At 39.8% G+C, this 16,679-nt stretch carries 17 protein-coding genes, 1 rRNA gene, 1 pseudogene and 1 riboswitch; of the genes and pseudogenes, 11 read left to right on the top strand and 8 right to left on the bottom strand.

Going from position 1 to position 16,679, the window contains the following annotated elements; all coding sequences use genetic code 11:
* Positions 1–7: 7 nt before the first annotated feature.
* Positions 8–658, bottom strand: a complete 651-nt coding sequence (locus NSQ34_RS13995; protein ID WP_034282442.1) for a hypothetical protein — start codon at positions 656–658, stop codon at positions 8–10.
* Positions 659–676: 18 nt separating this feature from the next.
* Positions 677–1,096: a helix-turn-helix domain-containing protein gene (locus tag NSQ34_RS13990; protein WP_034282441.1), complete on the bottom strand. Its 420-nt coding sequence runs from the start codon at positions 1,094–1,096 to the stop codon at positions 677–679.
* Between the two features lie 121 nt (positions 1,097–1,217).
* Between NSQ34_RS13990 and NSQ34_RS13985 the strand changes: the two genes are divergently transcribed.
* Positions 1,218–1,601, top strand: a complete 384-nt coding sequence (locus tag NSQ34_RS13985; RefSeq protein ID WP_242025999.1) for a helix-turn-helix transcriptional regulator — start codon at positions 1,218–1,220, stop codon at positions 1,599–1,601.
* Between the two features lie 188 nt (positions 1,602–1,789).
* Positions 1,790–2,053 (top strand): annotated as a pseudogene (locus NSQ34_RS13980) (peptidoglycan-binding domain-containing protein); the annotation flags it as partial.
* 39 nt (positions 2,054–2,092) lie between these two features.
* Here NSQ34_RS13980 and NSQ34_RS13975 read toward each other — a convergent pair.
* Complete coding sequence (locus tag NSQ34_RS13975) at positions 2,093–2,551, bottom strand: GNAT family N-acetyltransferase (RefSeq protein WP_176967268.1); 459 nt, start codon at positions 2,549–2,551, stop codon at positions 2,093–2,095.
* 118 nt (positions 2,552–2,669) lie between these two features.
* Here NSQ34_RS13975 and NSQ34_RS13970 point away from each other — a divergent pair, with 118 nt between their 5' ends.
* Complete coding sequence (locus tag NSQ34_RS13970; protein ID WP_176967269.1) at positions 2,670–3,491, top strand: GyrI-like domain-containing protein; 822 nt, start codon at positions 2,670–2,672, stop codon at positions 3,489–3,491.
* A gap of 232 nt (positions 3,492–3,723) precedes the next feature.
* On the top strand, positions 3,724–4,188 hold the full coding sequence (locus NSQ34_RS13965) for a hypothetical protein (RefSeq protein WP_176967270.1): 465 nt from the start codon (positions 3,724–3,726) through the stop codon (positions 4,186–4,188).
* A 171-nt stretch (positions 4,189–4,359) separates the two neighbouring features.
* Here the strand turns inward: NSQ34_RS13965 and NSQ34_RS13960 are convergent, their stop codons facing one another.
* Positions 4,360–4,695: a YolD-like family protein gene (locus NSQ34_RS13960; protein WP_176967271.1), complete on the bottom strand. Its 336-nt coding sequence runs from the start codon at positions 4,693–4,695 to the stop codon at positions 4,360–4,362.
* Positions 4,696–4,978: 283 nt separating this feature from the next.
* On the opposite strand from NSQ34_RS13960, the gene NSQ34_RS13955 reads away from it, so the two are divergent.
* Positions 4,979–6,097, top strand: coding sequence for a tetratricopeptide repeat protein (locus NSQ34_RS13955; protein WP_176967272.1), 1,119 nt, complete (start codon positions 4,979–4,981; stop codon positions 6,095–6,097).
* Positions 6,098–6,532: 435 nt separating this feature from the next.
* Here the strand turns inward: NSQ34_RS13955 and NSQ34_RS13950 are convergent, their stop codons facing one another.
* Positions 6,533–7,090, bottom strand: a complete 558-nt coding sequence (locus tag NSQ34_RS13950) for a GbsR/MarR family transcriptional regulator (protein ID WP_034284303.1) — start codon at positions 7,088–7,090, stop codon at positions 6,533–6,535.
* Between the two features lie 206 nt (positions 7,091–7,296).
* Here NSQ34_RS13950 and betB point away from each other — a divergent pair, with 206 nt between their 5' ends.
* The gene (gene betB / locus NSQ34_RS13945) at positions 7,297–8,766 is read left to right on the top strand and encodes a betaine-aldehyde dehydrogenase (RefSeq protein ID WP_024425885.1); all 1,470 of its coding nucleotides are present in this window, start codon (positions 7,297–7,299) and stop codon (positions 8,764–8,766) included.
* A 20-nt stretch (positions 8,767–8,786) separates the two neighbouring features.
* Positions 8,787–9,995 carry an iron-containing alcohol dehydrogenase gene (locus tag NSQ34_RS13940; protein WP_342500952.1) on the top strand — a complete coding sequence of 403 codons (1,209 nt, stop codon included), beginning with the start codon at positions 8,787–8,789 and terminating at the stop codon, positions 9,993–9,995.
* 39 nt (positions 9,996–10,034) lie between these two features.
* Here the strand turns inward: NSQ34_RS13940 and NSQ34_RS13935 are convergent, their stop codons facing one another.
* Positions 10,035–10,514: a DinB family protein gene (locus NSQ34_RS13935; RefSeq protein ID WP_024425883.1), complete on the bottom strand. Its 480-nt coding sequence runs from the start codon at positions 10,512–10,514 to the stop codon at positions 10,035–10,037.
* Positions 10,515–10,720: 206 nt separating this feature from the next.
* On the opposite strand from NSQ34_RS13935, the gene NSQ34_RS13930 reads away from it, so the two are divergent.
* From NSQ34_RS13930 to NSQ34_RS13920, 3 genes are all read left to right on the top strand, one after another.
* Positions 10,721–11,251 (top strand): hypothetical protein, encoded by a 531-nt coding sequence (locus NSQ34_RS13930; protein WP_024425882.1) that lies wholly within the window; start codon positions 10,721–10,723, stop codon positions 11,249–11,251.
* A gap of 11 nt (positions 11,252–11,262) precedes the next feature.
* Positions 11,263–12,810, top strand: coding sequence for a flotillin family protein (locus NSQ34_RS13925; protein WP_034284308.1), 1,548 nt, complete (start codon positions 11,263–11,265; stop codon positions 12,808–12,810).
* 142 nt (positions 12,811–12,952) lie between these two features.
* The gene (locus NSQ34_RS13920) at positions 12,953–13,507 is read left to right on the top strand and encodes a GNAT family N-acetyltransferase (RefSeq protein ID WP_098677640.1); all 555 of its coding nucleotides are present in this window, start codon (positions 12,953–12,955) and stop codon (positions 13,505–13,507) included.
* On the opposite strand, the gene NSQ34_RS13915 is transcribed toward NSQ34_RS13920, so the two are convergent.
* Both NSQ34_RS13915 and thiT read right to left on the bottom strand, forming a co-directional pair.
* The gene (locus tag NSQ34_RS13915) at positions 13,467–13,655 is read right to left on the bottom strand and encodes a hypothetical protein (protein WP_024423229.1); all 189 of its coding nucleotides are present in this window, start codon (positions 13,653–13,655) and stop codon (positions 13,467–13,469) included. The genes NSQ34_RS13920 and NSQ34_RS13915 overlap by 41 nt on opposite strands.
* Positions 13,656–13,747: 92 nt before the next feature.
* Positions 13,748–14,323, bottom strand: a complete 576-nt coding sequence (thiT, locus tag NSQ34_RS13910; protein ID WP_098677641.1) for an energy-coupled thiamine transporter ThiT — start codon at positions 14,321–14,323, stop codon at positions 13,748–13,750.
* A 98-nt stretch (positions 14,324–14,421) separates the two neighbouring features.
* Positions 14,422–14,523, bottom strand: a riboswitch (TPP riboswitch).
* Positions 14,524–14,956: 433 nt separating this feature from the next.
* Here thiT and NSQ34_RS13905 point away from each other — a divergent pair.
* Positions 14,957–16,505: ribosomal RNA gene (locus tag NSQ34_RS13905) — 16S ribosomal RNA — on the top strand.
* The last annotated feature ends 174 nt before the right edge of the window (positions 16,506–16,679 follow it).

Here is a 16,679-nt window from a genome sequence, read left to right as displayed (position 1 = left end):
CGAGCATTTATTTTAAATTAACTGTTAATTCTTTTGGTTTGGAAACGCTATTCAAATTTTCGTCAAATGGTGCACTCATAACAATTCTAACGCTTTTTATTTTAGAAACATCAGATTCTATGGGTACAGCGATTTGATAATCTCTTTTCGCATTACCAAAAAGTTTCATATCATATTGTTCAATGTCAGTATAAAGGTTATTACTACTGACCTTAATTTGTTCTTTATTGTCTAAAATTAAATGACTAATACCAGAAAAATTCATAGTTTCTTTATCAGTATTCTCTACAGAAAATTTTATATCAATAAAATGAAAAGGATTTGATAATTCAATATCCGTTAAACTTTGATAGTCACTTAGGCGATCATCAGGAATATTTGACAACTTCATTATGTTGACATGTTCAAAATTTATATTGAGCGGGCCCATTTTCTGTGATTCAATTTTTTCTTGGCTTTTTAAGTAATTAAATAATTCTCCTGTTTCATCATCTTTATAACTGTCATTTGTCTGTTCTTCATTAGTTTCTTTTTGCCTTTTCTCAGAAACTTTTTCTTGTGAGTTTGCCGAAGGTTCATCCGTCGTCTTAGTTGAGTTACATCCAGCTATGAGAACGAATAATAATAGGCAAATTACAAATAATGTTTTCTTCCCCATAATTGCCCCCTAAAGAAATCATTTATTCTGTTTTTTCTCTCTCTCTTTTCTCTTTTTAAACAACTCGTAGACCACTTCAAATTCTTCAATTAATTCTTCTACATCTTCTGGTTTGCTATCAAAGAATAATCCGTCATGGGATTTTGCCCACTCATAAATCTTTCTTTGATGCTCAGTAAGTTTAGGACCTTCAGAATTACTTGTCTCATTCTCATCGATGTAACCAGCTTTGATCATTAATTCTTCGTAATCACATTGATATGCTTTAGAAATTAATTTGAGTGTTTCGGGAGTTGGTTTGATGTCTTTACCTGTTCTTGGGTCTTTTCCGTTTTCAATTTTTCCAAGGTAGGTATGACTTATGCCAATTCGTTTGGCAGCTTCTCTTTGAGACAGTTTTCCTCTTGCTTTTATCAAATATTCTCCAAGTTTGGACATTAGCATCACCTGTAATACGTAGTTTACATTATATTTAAATTCTTTAAAACAGAAAATGTGTAAAACATGATTGACACTACTGTAAACCTTGTGTTACTATTTGTTCAAGGAGGTGTAACATATGGTTTTCACTAACAGATTACGTGAGATCAGAAAAGGTGTTGGAATGTCAATATCTGAATTAGCAAGAAGAACTGAAATGTCTCGCGCAAACATTACAAAAATTGAGCTTCATGGACAAGAGCCATCTGGTTTCACTATGCTGAGAATTGCAAGTGTTTTAAATAAAGATCCAAGGGATATTTTTTTTGAGTCTAGTGGTACACAAGAGTTACAAAATGAAAAAGAGAATAGCGGCATGAGATCAAAAGGAAGCGAAGTGATACAACCAGCAATAATGAATTCATCACAGTGCCTGAGCAAGCAGCATTTTTCCGCGGCTTCTCACCTTGGAATGTCTGTTATGCCAAGCGGTGAGCACAGGAAACGAGTTTCCGAGCTTTAGTAACGGCATTGAAGAAAGATATGCCGAACTACAAAAGAACAAGAGGTCATAATGAGTTTCCGGGCTATTCTTGGAAAGCGTGTCCTGTCTTTGATTATAAGGCAGTTTTAGCTGGTACAGTAAAGCAAACAATTACAAAACCAACGAAGGCATCACCAGCACCATCCAAAAAACCAGCTTCCAAGCCTTCTAAAAAGACATACAACCTGCCTTCTGGCATTTTAAAAGTGACAAAGCCTCTTACAAAGGGATCAGCAGTAAAAGCCGTACAGCAAGCCCTAGCGGCGGTTTACTACTACCCGGACAAAGGAGCGAAAAACAACGGTGTTGATGGCTATTACGGACCGAAAACAGCGGATGCGGTCAAACGGTTCCAATTGATGCATGGACTTGCTGCCGATGGCATCTATGGTCCAAAGACTAAAGCGAAGCTCGAAAAGTTATTAAAATAAAAAGGGCAGGCGGTTATGCCTGCTCATTTCCAAAAAGTTTTATATCTTTTTTACCATTACTTTCTCGCCGTTAAAGTCCAGTTCACCATTAAATTGAAATCCGAATTTTAAATATAGATTTTTAGCAGGTTTATTTTCTTCATATATACTTAAGTAAATTTTATTGCATTTATAAATTATAGTAAGGTGTCGAATCAGGGCATCAAGCATTTTCTTACCCAAACCTCTTCCTTGAAAACGTTCATCAATAAAGAACCGATCAAGCCAAACTCTCCCATCTTCGTTTGTTTTTGAATCCCCTGGAAATAAACCATACATCGCAAAACCGATTAGATCACCTTGATAGTAAAGTGCTGCTGGTTGATAATATTCACATTTTACAGCATCTTCTAAACAAACTTTTGATGACTCGACATAAGATTTTTGTTGTCCACTTACTTTTAAATCCAATACTGCCGCACGATTATGATCAGTTACCGGCTTTATTTCTATATTCATTACATATTCCTCCAATGTTGTTGTGTTTAGTATCGACTAGCGACTCTTAAAATTTTCTTATCCAAGTACATAAATCATAAAGTATACTGTTACCATATAGTCAAGGAGGATGTTATTTTTGAATAAAGATTTAAAGAAGTATTTCACAACAGGAGAGTTTTCAAAGCTTTGCGGCATAAAAAAGCAAACTCTTTTTCATTATGATGAGATAGGCTTATTCTCACCAGAAATTAAAAGGGAAAACGGTTACAGATATTATTCATATCATCAATTTGAAATTTTTCAAGTCATTAGTCTATTCAAAGAACTTGGTGTTCCATTAAAAGAAATAAAACGATTAATAAAGCAAAGAACACCAGTAAAGATATTGGAAGTTCTTAAAGAAAAGTCTATTGATATTGAAAAGAAAATTCATAAATTTAATCAGTTGCAAAAAATTCTAAAAACTAAAATGCAATTAATTGAACAGGCACTTGAAACTGATTTTTCATCGATTTCTTTAAAATTTTTACCCGAAGAAGAATTTATGTTAAGTAGAAAAACATTAAATTTATCTGAACGAAAATACGTGGCAGCAATTTCAGAGCTCATCCATCTTGCTCAACACTATGAGCTAGATGAAGGATATCCGATAGGAGGTATCCTTTCGCAAGATCAAATTCTAGGACAAGACTTTTATAATTACAGCCATTTCTATATGAAAATAAAGGGTTATTCAGAGAAAATAAATTATTTTATACGCCCAAAAGGTATGTATGCTGTAGGTTATGAGATTGGTGGTGAAATTGAAGATGCGTACCGTAGAATAATGGAATTCGTTGAAAATAAGGGATTAAAGATCGGTAAGAATGCATATGAAGAATATATGTTAGATGAGATGACAGTAGATGGTTACGAAAATACTTATGTTAAAATTCTTCTTCAAATTGAAGAGAGATAAACAAATGCAATTCAAACTCAATACGTCAAACAGATTAATAAATAAGAATTATGCAATGTGAAGTGCATGAAAATATTAAACCCCTTTCCTTAGTGGATTGGGGCTTTTTTATTTGTCTTAAATTACATACTTTACTACTAATACACCATTTGACATTCGGTCATTTGTAACTATGGAAATTACTGTATATTTTAAGTTATGCTTGATGGGATTAAAAAGGGGAGGGTTTGATTTGAATAAAAAATGGATAACAAGAGTTTCATTATCCATTGTAGCTGCGTTGGGTATCTCCTGTACGCTTGGAGAGTTTGCAGATGCAAAAGCTAATCAGCCACAATATGAACAAAAAACACCGTCTGAATCATTTACAAAAAACGATGCTGAATTATATCAAGGCGCGTTAGATCTTGGTCTAACTGACAATGACATCTTCAAAATCGACAGTCTTTTCGACAAAGAAGATAAAGCCACAGTACATAATGCGTTTGTTGTAGTGATGAGTATAATCACAGGCATAGCTGCGGTTATTGGTACCGGTTACGGTGCAGGTCGCTATATTGCAAAACAACTGTACAAACGTAAACAGCTTTCAAAGGCATATTATAAAAAACATAGATGGAAATTCAGAGCCGCTTTGGTGCCGGTCATCGGCATTCCTGGAACGTTTGGCTTTGATGACTACTACATGGACATATGATTATGTTTGAATATATTTTGATTTTACTTATAGTTGCAACTTTGTTACTAACCGTCGTAGAGGTTTCAAAACTCAAGAAAGAAAATAAAATCCTCAAAAATGAAATTGAGGATTTAAAGAAAAACATTAACAAATGAAATTATTGGCCGCCTAGAAGGACGGCCTTTTTATTTAAAGTATTTTTACATTAAGTATATCTGCAAATTTTATTAAATTTGTATCAGAACGGCTATCTTTTACATGAAACAGTTTCTTTATGTGGTCCACGTATACAACTCGCCCCGAAATTTCTCTGGAAAACCCATTATCGAATAACTCAAAATTGAGGGGCATGTCCTCTCTCATTGCGGTTGCAATGGTGTATTCAAATTCTTCTAATTGCTCAGGACTTAGAATCGGCTGTTCAATTTTCTTTTTTGAAAGATGCAGTTGTCTTAATGCCTCATTATGTTCAGGCAAGATGAATTTCATTTTCCACCTGTTTTGATCCTTCCGATCATCCCACATACTATCACCTCAAAAGGAATTATAACCGAATGTTTGTTCTGTGTCTAAGTTTGAGTTATAATAAATTTATATACGGTTTACCCTGCGGAAACAGGGGAGAAAAATTCGTATATTTCAATGATTTACTTCTTTATCAATCCACTATTACTCATGTATTACTCACACGGCTCCTTTGCAGGAGCTCTTTTTTTGTTATTTTTGCGGTATCTTTTCGGTGCTTTGTAAATTTCTGTATGTAATAATATATGTAATATAAGGGAAATTCGTGGAAGGGGAGTAAGGGATGGAGAAAGTTCTTTCTTCACATGTTGGTGTGAAAATAAATGAATGGTATAAAATGATTCGGCAATTCAGTGTTCCAGATGCTGAGATTTTGAAAGCAGAGGTAGAACAAGAAATTGAACGAATGGAAGAAGACCAGGATTTACTGATTTACTATCAATTGATGTGCTTTCGTCATCAGCTTATGCTTGATTATATTAAACCCTCAGAGCAGCGCTCTATATCCATTGCAGACTTAGTTGATAAAATAGAAAATTCCAACCATAAATTGTCCGGCATGCTGCAGTATTACAACGCGTTTTTTCGTGGGATGTATGAGTTCAGTATAAAAGAATATGTACAGGCCATCCAATACTATAAAATGGCCGAGAAACAACTTACGCTAGTTATAGATGATATTGAGCAAGCCGAGTTTCACTTCAAGGTGGCTGAAGCCTACTATATTATGAAACAAACTCACGTTTCTATGCATCATATTTTAAAAGCGCTTGAAATCTACGATCAATACGATCTGTATAAAGTGAGAAAAATTCAATGCTTATTTGTAATAGCAGGAAATTATGATGATTTGGCTCGACACGATAAATCAATTCCTCATCTAAAGAATGCAATTAAAATTGCAGAGGAAATTGGAGATCAAAAAATCCTAACTAAAGCATTTTTGAATATTGGCCATACATTTGATAGAGATGGTCAATGGGATGAAGCTATCAATTATTTTGAGAAGGCTATTCAAAAGGCAGATGATGATTCTGAGCTTCTTACCAAATTGTATTTTGCGATTAGCTGTACGCAATTTAAAGCAGGAAGACTTAAAGAAGGAGAAGCATCTTTAAAACAAGGAACTAATATACTTGAGGAAGCCCCTAATAAGCTTTATGAAAATCTATTTACCTTCTTAGAAGCGGTTTATGTTAATAATATAAATGAGGAGCAGCTGGCCGAAGTGTTTCAGTATCTAGAACAGAAACAGCTTTTCGCTTACGCTGAGGCATGCTATATAGTGTATGCAGATGAGTATGGGAAACAAGGTCAATTTGAAAAAGCAACAGCTGCTTATCAAAAGGTATTAGAAACACAACTCAAAATTCAGAGAGGGGATTGTTTGTATGAGTTTTAAGAAGGGTTTTACGATGATTGCTCTTACTGTGGTTGCAGCTGCAGGAGTGTACACTATTGCAACTGATCGAAACACTACATCGATAGAAATACAAAAAATCGATCGAAACACGACTATGATCGATCGAAACACAACTTCTCAAAACGTATAGGCAAAATTAAAACAGACCCTGCATGGTCTGTTTTTTTATGGGGACGGATTGGGGACCAACCCTTTCAGTTTTGTTCAGAAATGAAAATATTTATTCAGAAAGGCTCATCATAGAACCTTGTTAAATCAGTCTTTTTCAGAGAACGTCTGTTTGCTTCGGGTGATGTCGTTCACCCTGCCAGCGTAGCGCTCTCCCAGCTGAGCTAATGCCCCGAGGTATGACGACATAATTTATTATAATCAATCCTCCTGTGAAATTCAAGCTGTAAAACATAAACACATCGTCTATTTTTCTTTCTGTTCAATCGGAATATAGTCAAATATTTCACCAGAATGAACGGAATGGGCTAATCGTCTCAGCCAGTCATAATAGGCCTTTGAGCTTTCAAGCTGCTCAATGAGCTGCTGCGCTTCTTCTCTTACATGTTCCTCCAGCTGATCATCACGCGACACCTCTTGAAGCCGCTCTTGCGCTTCTTCGATTGCAGCTAAATTGACCTCGACCTCACGTTCCCATTTTTGCGGAAAGAAGTTCGTGAAAAACTTAAAAAAGTCTTTTTCCGCAACAAAGCTGTGTTTTCTTCGGCCACGGTGAAACGTCTTTTTGACAATATTCATGTCTTGCAGCTTTTTCACACCCGTGCTCATACTTGGCTTACTCATTTGCAGCTCTTCACGCATTTCATCCAGTGTCATTTCCTCATTTAAATACATCGTTCCATATAGAATACCTGCACTTCGTGTAATGCCATAGAGATCCATCGTTTCAGCTATGGAATCAATGACTAGATCTTTAGCAGCTAAAATACGATCTTCTGCTTGCGGCTTTTCCTGCTTTTTCATTTTGTCCCTGCTTTCTATTAAGAAAATTCAATCCGTTCAAAAAAATCTTTATGGACTATATGTTAACGAAAGAATACAAAATGTCAAAATAAATGAAGCATATCTCCCTTTGACAGAAAAATTTGAACATGATAAGTTAATTATGTTCAAAACGTTAAATTTTTATTTAACAAACTTACCAAAGAGAATCAGAGGAGGTTCCTTCTATGAGTCAAACACTATTTATAGACGGACATTGGGTTGGCGCTAAAAGTAGCGACACACGGGATATCATCAATCCGTTCAATCAAGAAGTGATCGCGACAGTCAGCGAAGGATCTAGAAATGACGCGCAGCTAGCCATTAAAGCAGCGAGAAAAGCCTTCGATCAAGGGGACTGGGCAAACATGCCTGGACTTGAAAGAGGAAATATTGTGTTTAAGATAGCTGAATTGATTAGACGTGATCTTGATGAACTAGCCAAATTGGAATCGCTTGATACAGGCAAAACATTAGAGGAAAGCAAAGCAGATATGGACGATATTGCGAACGTGTTCCAATATTACGCAGGTCTGGCTGATAAAGATGGCGGGGAAATCATAGCATCGCCAATTCCAAACTCGAAAAGTGAATTAGTCAGAGAGCCTGTCGGTGTATGCGGACAAATCACTCCTTGGAACTATCCATTGCTTCAAGCAAGCTGGAAAATCGCTCCTGCACTTGCGGCGGGAAATACAATCGTTTTAAAGCCAAGTGAAATCACACCACTCACCACAATAAAAGTATTTAAACTCATGGAAGAAGCGGGCGTTCCAGCAGGCGTTGCAAACCTAGTGCTTGGACCTGGGGCAACCGTTGGAGATGAGCTTGCTGTAAATGATCAAGTAGATCTGATTTCATTTACAGGCGGTATTGAAACAGGGAAAAAAATTATGCAGGGAGCCAGCGGGAATGTGAAAAAAATAGCCCTTGAGCTCGGCGGAAAGAATCCGAATATTGTGTTTCAAGATGCTGATTTAGACGTAGCGGTTGACCAGGCGATGAATGCTGTGTTTTTCCATGCAGGGCAAGTGTGTTCAGCAGGTTCACGTTTGCTGGTGGAAGAATCCATTCATGATGAATTTTTAGAAGAACTGGTGAAGCGTACGGAAAAAATCAAGCTAGGCAACGGCTTTGATGAACACACCCAGAGCGGGCCGCTCATCTCAGCTGAGCATCGAGAAAAAGTCGAAAAATACGTCAGCATCGGTTTAGAAGAAGGCGCTAAGTTAGAGACAGGCGGAAAAAGACCTGACGCAGAGGAGCTGCAAAATGGGTTCTTCTACTTGCCGACCATTTTCTCAGGCTGCACGTCAGATATGCGGATTGTACAGGAAGAAGTCTTTGGACCTGTCCTGACAGTCGAATCCTTCCGTACAGAGGAAGAAGTCATCAAGCTGGCAAATGATACGATTTATGGATTAGCAGGAGCTGTGTGGTCTTCTGATATCAGCAAAGCCGAAAGAGTGGCTCGACAATTAAGATTGGGCACGGTTTGGATCAATGACTTCCATCCTTATTTCGCTCAAGCACCTTGGGGTGGCTACAAGCAATCAGGCATTGGGCGCGAATTAGGACGCACGGGACTTGAAGAATATACCGAACTGAAGCATTTATATCGAAATACAAAACCTGAAGCGGTTCATTGGTTTAAATAAGCATTTGGAGGAGATTCTTTATGACACTAAATATGAAAATTGAAAGCATGCAGAAATTCCATACATTTGAAATTCCAACTGTCATCAAACATGGCATTGGTGCAGTGAAACATGTTGGGGAAGAAGTAAAAGCATACGGCGTTTCAAAGGTATTGCTTGTAACAGACCCTGGTATTTATCAAGCCGGCGTGGTGGACCCAGTAATTGCTTCATTAAAAGAAGGACAAATCGATGTCGTTCTATTTGATAAAGTAGAGCCAAATCCGCCAGTCCGTCTAGTGAACGAAGGATCTGCTTTATATGAAAAAGAAGGCTGTAATGGATTAGTCGCAGTAGGCGGCGGCAGTTCAATGGATACAGCAAAGGCAATCGGAGTAGAGGCGACTCATGAAGGCTCAGTCCTTGATTACGAAGCGGCAGAGGGAAAAAAAACGCTAGAAAACAGAATCCCTCCTTTAACCACTATTCCGACAACAGCTGGTACAGGTTCAGAGGTAACGCAGTGGGCGGTCATTACTGATGAAGAAAGAGAATTCAAATTCAATACTGGTGGACCTCTCATTGCAGCTCATCTAACAGTCATTGATCCAGAGCTTCATGTGTCCATGCCGCCTCATGTGACAGCAATGACTGGAATTGACGCGCTTGCTCACGCGATTGAATGCTATACGATGAAATTTGCTCAGCCGATTACAGATGCGGTAGCGCTCATGGCAATTGAATATGCAGCTCATTATATTCGCCGTGCCTTTGCTGATGGTGAGGACTTAGAAGCAAGATATGGAATGGCACAAGCTGCGATGCTTGCCGGGCTTTCTTATGGAAGTGAATCAGCTGGAGCTGCACATGCGATGAGTCAAACACTCGGAGGTATTATTCCTGTCGCTCACGGTCAGTGTGTTGCAGCGATGATGGGACCAGTGATGGAGTATAACTGGAAAGGGTATCCGGAAAAATTCGCTCGAATTGCGCAAGCGTTTGGGATTGATACAAGCAGAATGACAACAGAGGAAGCAGCCAAAGCAGCTGTGAACTGGATGTATGATTTAGTAGAGGATTTAGAAGTTCCTTCATTAGAAGAACAAGGTGTATCAAAAGATATGATTGATCGTTTATCTAAAGAAGCAATGAAAGATCCGCAAACAGTTGGAAACCCAAGAGATTTAAACGAAAAAGCGTACAAATGGATTTATGCTCGCTGCTTTGAGTTAACACCTAAAACGGTGTAACAATGAAAAAAGGCTCCCAAAAGGGAGTCTTTTTTATGCCTATAGTTGTTCTTTAATTTCTTTGATTTGATGAATATGGCGTTTTTCGTGTGCGCCGATAAAATCAAGGTATTGCTTAAGGGATAGCTCTTTAAACACAGGATGTGCAATGACGCGTTTGAAATCTTCCTCAGTAAATGTTGATAAAATTTGATTGAGCTGCTCACGTGCAGTATCGAGCTCATCCTTTAAATGTGTAGGTGTTACATGCTTGCGTTCAGGCTCAACAATACTAGGCGCAGTGGCTTTTTTCGAACGGTCCTCTGCCATTTCTACCGGCTTTGGTTCATATTCTTTAATCGGTGCTTTTTTACCCTCAGCAGCTAGATGTTTTGCTGCAACTAGGTCCATTTTCTTTAAATGATCTGCTACCTCTTGAATACTCCAAGTATCATCAGATAATTTTTGGTTCAATTGTTCTTCGCTCAAACCTTGCAGCTCGTGCCACAATTCTTGTCTCGCTTCATGTAATATACTCATTTTCTCATCACCTCAAGATCAAATTTTAACATAATGGTACATGACAATCATTCTTGAGCTATCCGAAAATCCCTTTGAAGAATTGTGATGAAATATGAAACCTTTACAAAAGTGGTTCGTATTACCTGTTAGAAGGAATACATTGGAGGTGGGTGTGGTCTAAATGAAACAAAAGATGTTCATTTCATGAAGAAAGGATGAGGAAGATGGATGTGTTCGGGCTGCCTCTTCAGACGCTGTATTTATACATATTAATGATATCAGGAATCCTGACACTTGTTTTCGTCTTTTTCGGCGATGTATTTGATGGATTATTTGAAGCGATCCCTGTTCCATTCCTTCAACCAACATTGATCCTCGCATTTCTTACCTTTTTTTCGGCTGGAGGGTTTATTTCTGAAAAAACAGCAATTGTAGGAAGTGGACTTGGCGCAGGATTATCTGCCGTCCTCGCAGTGATCCTTGTGACCTGTTTGAATGTATTTGTATTAGTCCCGCTTTCCTCTGCTGAAGAATCTCTCTCTTATACGGAGGCCGATTTAAAAGGAAGAACTGGGGAGATCATTGTATCTGTTCCAAAAGACGGATTTGGAGAAGTGCTGTTAATCAGTAATAGTGGGAAAATCTCAAAGCCAGCTGTCAGTTTCGACCAAGAGGAGATTCCATATGGAACCCGTGTGCTAGTTGTCGAAGTGAACAAAGGCGTCTTATCTGTTATACCAAATGAAGAAATCTAGGAGGGAATGCTATGCCAGGAACAACTATTTTAGTGATCATTGGAATTGTGCTTGTGATTCTTATTGCACTTATTGGTGTATTTGTTTCTAAATACCGGACAGCAGGTCCAGATGAAGCATTAATCGTTACAGGAAGTTACCTAGGAAGTAAAAATGTCCACGTGGATGAAGGTGGAAACAAGATTAAGATTGTAAGAGGCGGCGGTACCTTTGTACTTCCAGTCTTTCAACAAGCAGAGCCGCTCAGCTTACTATCTAGCAAGCTAGACGTTTCAACACCTGAAGTCTATACCGAACAGGGTGTACCGGTAATGGCGGATGGAACAGCCATCATTAAAATTGGCGGATCGATTGAAGAAATCGCGACTGCTGCAGAGCAATTTTTAGGGAAAACAAAAGAAGACCGCGAAAACGAAGCAAGAGAAGTATTAGAAGGCCATCTTCGTTCCATCTTAGGATCAATGACAGTTGAAGAGATTTATAAAAACAGAGAGAAATTCTCTCAAGAAGTACAACGTGTCGCTTCTCAAGATTTAGCGAAAATGGGTCTTGTCATTGTATCGTTTACGATTAAAGATGTTCGTGATAAAAATGGCTATTTAGAATCTCTAGGTAAACCAAGAATTGCCCAAGTAAAACGCGATGCAGATATTGCAACAGCTGAAGCAGATAAAGAAACACGTATCAAACGTGCCGAAGCAGATAAAGATGCGAAGAAATCTGAGCTTGAGCGTGCTACTGAAATCGCTGAAGCAGAAAAGATCAATGAGCTGAAAAGAGCAGAATTTAGACGTGAACAGGATACGGCGAAAGCAAGTGCTGACCAAGCGTACGATCTAGAAACAGCTCGTAACCGTCAGCACGTAACTGAACAAGAAATGCAAGTCAAAATCATTGAGCGTCAGAAACAAATTGAATTAGAAGAAAAAGAGATTCAGCGTCGTGAACGTCAATACGATTCTGAAGTGAAAAAGAAAGCAGATGCGGACCGTTATGCTGTTGAGCAGTCGGCTGCGGCGGAAAAAGCGAAACGCCTTGCTGAAGCAGATGCGAAGAAATACAGCATTGAAGCAATGGCCAAAGCAGAAGCTGAGAAAGTTCGTATTGACGGACTTGCCAAAGCGGAAGCGGATCGTGCAAAAGGGGAAACAGAAGCGGAAGTCATTAGACTAAAAGGACTTGCAGAAGCGGAAGCGAAAGAGAAAATCGCTGAAGCATTCGAACAGTATGGTCAGGCAGCGATCCTTGATATGATTGTGAAAATGCTACCTGAATATGCGAAGCAAGTATCTGCACCACTTTCTAACATTGATAAAATTACTGTTGTGGATACGGGCGGTAACGGGGAAGGCAGCGGTGCCAATAAAGTTACAGGCTATGCCACAAACCTCATGTCCAGTCTGCAAGAAAGCCTGAAAGCATCCTCTGGAATAGATGTGAAAGAAATAATTGAGAACTTTTCCGGCAAAGGAAATGTGAAGCAAAGCATTCAAGAGCTGACAAACGAAATCAAACAGCCAAGAAAAAAAGAGATCGCTGATACTCAAATAGAAGAATAAAATCAATAGACACCTTCCAGCAGAAGGTGTCTATTTTTTATAGAAGAAGTTTTAACCATTGAAATACAGACCATTGAATTCTACGTAATAGGAATTTATGATAATGAAGATAGGGTGTAAAAAACTAAAAGGAGTGGTGCGGATGAAGGTGAGACATGCTGTACATCAAGATATTCCTAAAATCGCCGAAATACATGTGAAGAGCTGGCAAACGACTTATCAAGGCATTATTAATCAGGATTATTTGGATGGTTTAAATATAAAAGGTCGGAAAGAGAGCTGGAGAAAAAGATCGCTTGAAGGCACGTTTGTCGCAGAAGATGCGGATGGCGTATTTGGTTTTGCTTCTTTCGGAAAACAACGTGACGAACGTTATTCTACATATGATGGAGAGCTGTATGCCATCTATTTATTACAACAGAAACAGAAATCAGGTGCGGGTATTGCTTTAATTGCTAAAGGTGTCGATTATTTAATAGAAAAAGGGTATCAGAGGTTGATGCTATGGGTGTTTGAACAAAATTCGGCAAAACAATTTTATCAAAAACTTCAACCTAGTTTTGTCGTTACCAGCCAGTTCGAGCTGGCTGGCGAGAACCATAATGAAATAGGGTATGGATGGGAGCTGTCTATATTGAATAACCGTGTACAGCGGATTAAATCGTCAGCTTCCAGTAATAATGAGAGAAAAAAGTGAAGAGCACAGCAAGCAGCATGTAAGAAATAAACGGTGAAGCTTCTACTTTTCCTTTTACGCCTGCTATTTTTAAAGCTTCATAGAAACCTGCCAAAAAATAAGCAAGACTGAGAATATAGCAGCACAGCATAATGGAGTAAGGGCTCATTGTCGTACCTCCAGCATGAAATCTTCTATTATTAATAGATTCCATAGAGCAGCAAATTATGCATAAAAAAATAACCAGCTGAAATCAGCCGGTTATTTTTGACGAGGGAAAACCAAACGAGATGCACTTGGGATGAGTATACAAAGAACGATACTGCAAATAATAAATGAAGGAACCATATATGTGCTGTTATAAATTAAAGAGTAGACCCATCCTGGTGTTCCTTTCGGTGCATATTGAGAGAAGAAAACGACGCCAGAAATAAAGAACGTCAGCAGCCTGAATAAACTAGCAACAAAAACAGCTAAGGTAATATAGAAGAATTGCTGTTTTCGCTTTTGATCCTGAATGGCTTTTTTGATCAGTCCAGAAAACAGGCCGCTTAAAGAAATGACAACAGATGCAACGAAGTAATCGAGGAATCCTTGAACAGGTGTAGCGATGATCGGGCTATTCATCAGCTGAAGACCTGCGATTAACACACCGATGATAAATCCGGTAGATATCCCCCATCTAATAGACATGAGAATAACGGGAATCATAATCAGCGCAAGAGAACCGCCATTGGGCATTCTTAAAAAGAGACCTGATAAGTAATCTAATACAAGAGCAAGTGAAGTCATAATCGCGATTTCCATCAGTCGTACCAATTGATTTGATTGCTGCATAAAAAAATCTCCTTTTTCATGAATTGAGCAAGGAGAGACCGTGTAAGGATGAGTATGTTATTCATAGAAAAACATATCGATTTGAATACACCGTATGTATTCAAGTGATGCCACATTCCTACTTCAGTATTAACTGACAGGTTCAAAGGGTCAGAACAACGAATGTTCACTCTCAGCACAAAGCTCCCCCTGCGGTTATTTAGTTTCAATCTATTATAAATATACTAAAGACCTGCAGGATCAACAATAGACAATTCCCGAGATAAGCAGCATTTGTATCAATATATAGGAAGAGATAAGGAAAAATAAATTATTTAGAAAAAATACTTGTTTCTTCTTTCAAAAGGTGTTATATTTGTATTCGCCGCTGAAACAGCGCGGTTGATAAATAACATTAAGAAAAAAGTTGTTGACTTTATCTTGATAGAATGTTATATTAATAAAGTCGCCTCTGAGAGACGACGAAGATGATCTTTGAAAACTAAACAAGACAAAACGTACCTGTTAATTCGAGTTTTAAAAAAAATCCTATGATACTTCATAGGTAGTCAGTCAAACTGGCGAGGCAGGAAATGATCACATGCTAAGTTCGCTACATCGTGTAGCAACGCATGTGTGATATGCATCCTGCATACCTCGGAGAGTTTGATCCTGGCTCAGGACGAACGCTGGCGGCGTGCCTAATACATGCAAGTCGAGCGGACAGAAGGGAGCTTGCTCCCGGATGTTAGCGGCGGACGGGTGAGTAACACGTGGGTAACCTGCCTGTAAGACTGGGATAACTCCGGGAAACCGGAGCTAATACCGGATAGTTCCTTGAACCGCATGGTTCAAGGATGAAAGACGGTTTCGGCTGTCACTTACAGATGGACCCGCGGCGCATTAGCTAGTTGGTGGGGTAATGGCTCACCAAGGCGACGATGCGTAGCCGACCTGAGAGGGTGATCGGCCACACTGGGACTGAGACACGGCCCAGACTCCTACGGGAGGCAGCAGTAGGGAATCTTCCGCAATGGACGAAAGTCTGACGGAGCAACGCCGCGTGAGTGATGAAGGTTTTCGGATCGTAAAGCTCTGTTGTTAGGGAAGAACAAGTGCGAGAGTAACTGCTCGCACCTTGACGGTACCTAACCAGAAAGCCACGGCTAACTACGTGCCAGCAGCCGCGGTAATACGTAGGTGGCAAGCGTTGTCCGGAATTATTGGGCGTAAAGGGCTCGCAGGCGGTTTCTTAAGTCTGATGTGAAAGCCCCCGGCTCAACCGGGGAGGGTCATTGGAAACTGGGAAACTTGAGTGCAGAAGAGGAGAGTGGAATTCCACGTGTAGCGGTGAAATGCGTAGAGATGTGGAGGAACACCAGTGGCGAAGGCGACTCTCTGGTCTGTAACTGACGCTGAGGAGCGAAAGCGTGGGGAGCGAACAGGATTAGATACCCTGGTAGTCCACGCCGTAAACGATGAGTGCTAAGTGTTAGGGGGTTTCCGCCCCTTAGTGCTGCAGCTAACGCATTAAGCACTCCGCCTGGGGAGTACGGTCGCAAGACTGAAACTCAAAGGAATTGACGGGGGCCCGCACAAGCGGTGGAGCATGTGGTTTAATTCGAAGCAACGCGAAGAACCTTACCAGGTCTTGACATCCTCTGACAACCCTAGAGATAGGGCTTTCCCTTCGGGGACAGAGTGACAGGTGGTGCATGGTTGTCGTCAGCTCGTGTCGTGAGATGTTGGGTTAAGTCCCGCAACGAGCGCAACCCTTGATCTTAGTTGCCAGCATTCAGTTGGGCACTCTAAGGTGACTGCCGGTGACAAACCGGAGGAAGGTGGGGATGACGTCAAATCATCATGCCCCTTATGACCTGGGCTACACACGTGCTACAATGGACAGAACAAAGGGCTGCAAGACCGCAAGGTTTAGCCAATCCCATAAATCTGTTCTCAGTTCGGATCGCAGTCTGCAACTCGACTGCGTGAAGCTGGAATCGCTAGTAATCGCGGATCAGCATGCCGCGGTGAATACGTTCCCGGGCCTTGTACACACCGCCCGTCACACCACGAGAGTTTGCAACACCCGAAGTCGGTGAGGTAACCTTTATGGAGCCAGCCGCCGAAGGTGGGGCAGATGATTGGGGTGAAGTCGTAACAAGGTAGCCGTATCGGAAGGTGCGGCTGGATCACCTCCTTTCTAAGGATATATGGAGCAGCGTACGTTTTCGTCTTGTTTAGTTTTGAAGGATCATTCCTTCAAAACATGTCTCTAGCGAGACAGGATTGTTCTTTGAAAACTAGATAACAATAAGTAATACATTCACATTGAATGCAATGCAAAGTTCATCACACATAGTGATTCTTTCTAAAG

This window comes from Bacillus sp. FSL P2-0069 (assembly GCF_038593315.1).
Lineage (GTDB): Bacteria > Bacillota > Bacilli > Bacillales > Bacillaceae > Bacillus > Bacillus safensis.
Note: the sequence above shows the minus strand (reverse complement) of the source record. Positions and strands in the feature narration are given on the sequence as shown.

Excerpts from the sequence above, each read along its gene's own strand:
- NSQ34_RS13995 (WP_034282442.1), bottom strand. The coding sequence starts at position 658 with ATGGGGAAGAAAACATTATTTGTAATTTGCCTATTATTATTCGTTCTC.
- NSQ34_RS13990 (WP_034282441.1), bottom strand. The coding sequence starts at position 1,096 with ATGTCCAAACTTGGAGAATATTTGATAAAAGCAAGAGGAAAACTGTCT.
- NSQ34_RS13985 (WP_242025999.1), top strand. The coding sequence starts at position 1,218 with ATGGTTTTCACTAACAGATTACGTGAGATCAGAAAAGGTGTTGGAATG.
- NSQ34_RS13975 (WP_176967268.1), bottom strand. The coding sequence starts at position 2,551 with ATGAATATAGAAATAAAGCCGGTAACTGATCATAATCGTGCGGCAGTA.
- NSQ34_RS13960 (WP_176967271.1), bottom strand. The coding sequence starts at position 4,695 with ATGTGGGATGATCGGAAGGATCAAAACAGGTGGAAAATGAAATTCATC.
- NSQ34_RS13955 (WP_176967272.1), top strand. The coding sequence starts at position 4,979 with ATGGAGAAAGTTCTTTCTTCACATGTTGGTGTGAAAATAAATGAATGG.
- NSQ34_RS13950 (WP_034284303.1), bottom strand. The coding sequence starts at position 7,090 with ATGAAAAAGCAGGAAAAGCCGCAAGCAGAAGATCGTATTTTAGCTGCT.
- betB (WP_024425885.1), top strand. The coding sequence starts at position 7,297 with ATGAGTCAAACACTATTTATAGACGGACATTGGGTTGGCGCTAAAAGT.
- NSQ34_RS13940 (WP_342500952.1), top strand. The coding sequence starts at position 8,787 with ATGACACTAAATATGAAAATTGAAAGCATGCAGAAATTCCATACATTT.
- NSQ34_RS13935 (WP_024425883.1), bottom strand. The coding sequence starts at position 10,514 with ATGAGTATATTACATGAAGCGAGACAAGAATTGTGGCACGAGCTGCAA.
- NSQ34_RS13930 (WP_024425882.1), top strand. The coding sequence starts at position 10,721 with ATGGATGTGTTCGGGCTGCCTCTTCAGACGCTGTATTTATACATATTA.
- NSQ34_RS13925 (WP_034284308.1), top strand. The coding sequence starts at position 11,263 with ATGCCAGGAACAACTATTTTAGTGATCATTGGAATTGTGCTTGTGATT.
- NSQ34_RS13920 (WP_098677640.1), top strand. The coding sequence starts at position 12,953 with ATGAAGGTGAGACATGCTGTACATCAAGATATTCCTAAAATCGCCGAA.
- NSQ34_RS13915 (WP_024423229.1), bottom strand. The coding sequence starts at position 13,655 with ATGAGCCCTTACTCCATTATGCTGTGCTGCTATATTCTCAGTCTTGCT.
- thiT (WP_098677641.1), bottom strand. The coding sequence starts at position 14,323 with ATGCAGCAATCAAATCAATTGGTACGACTGATGGAAATCGCGATTATG.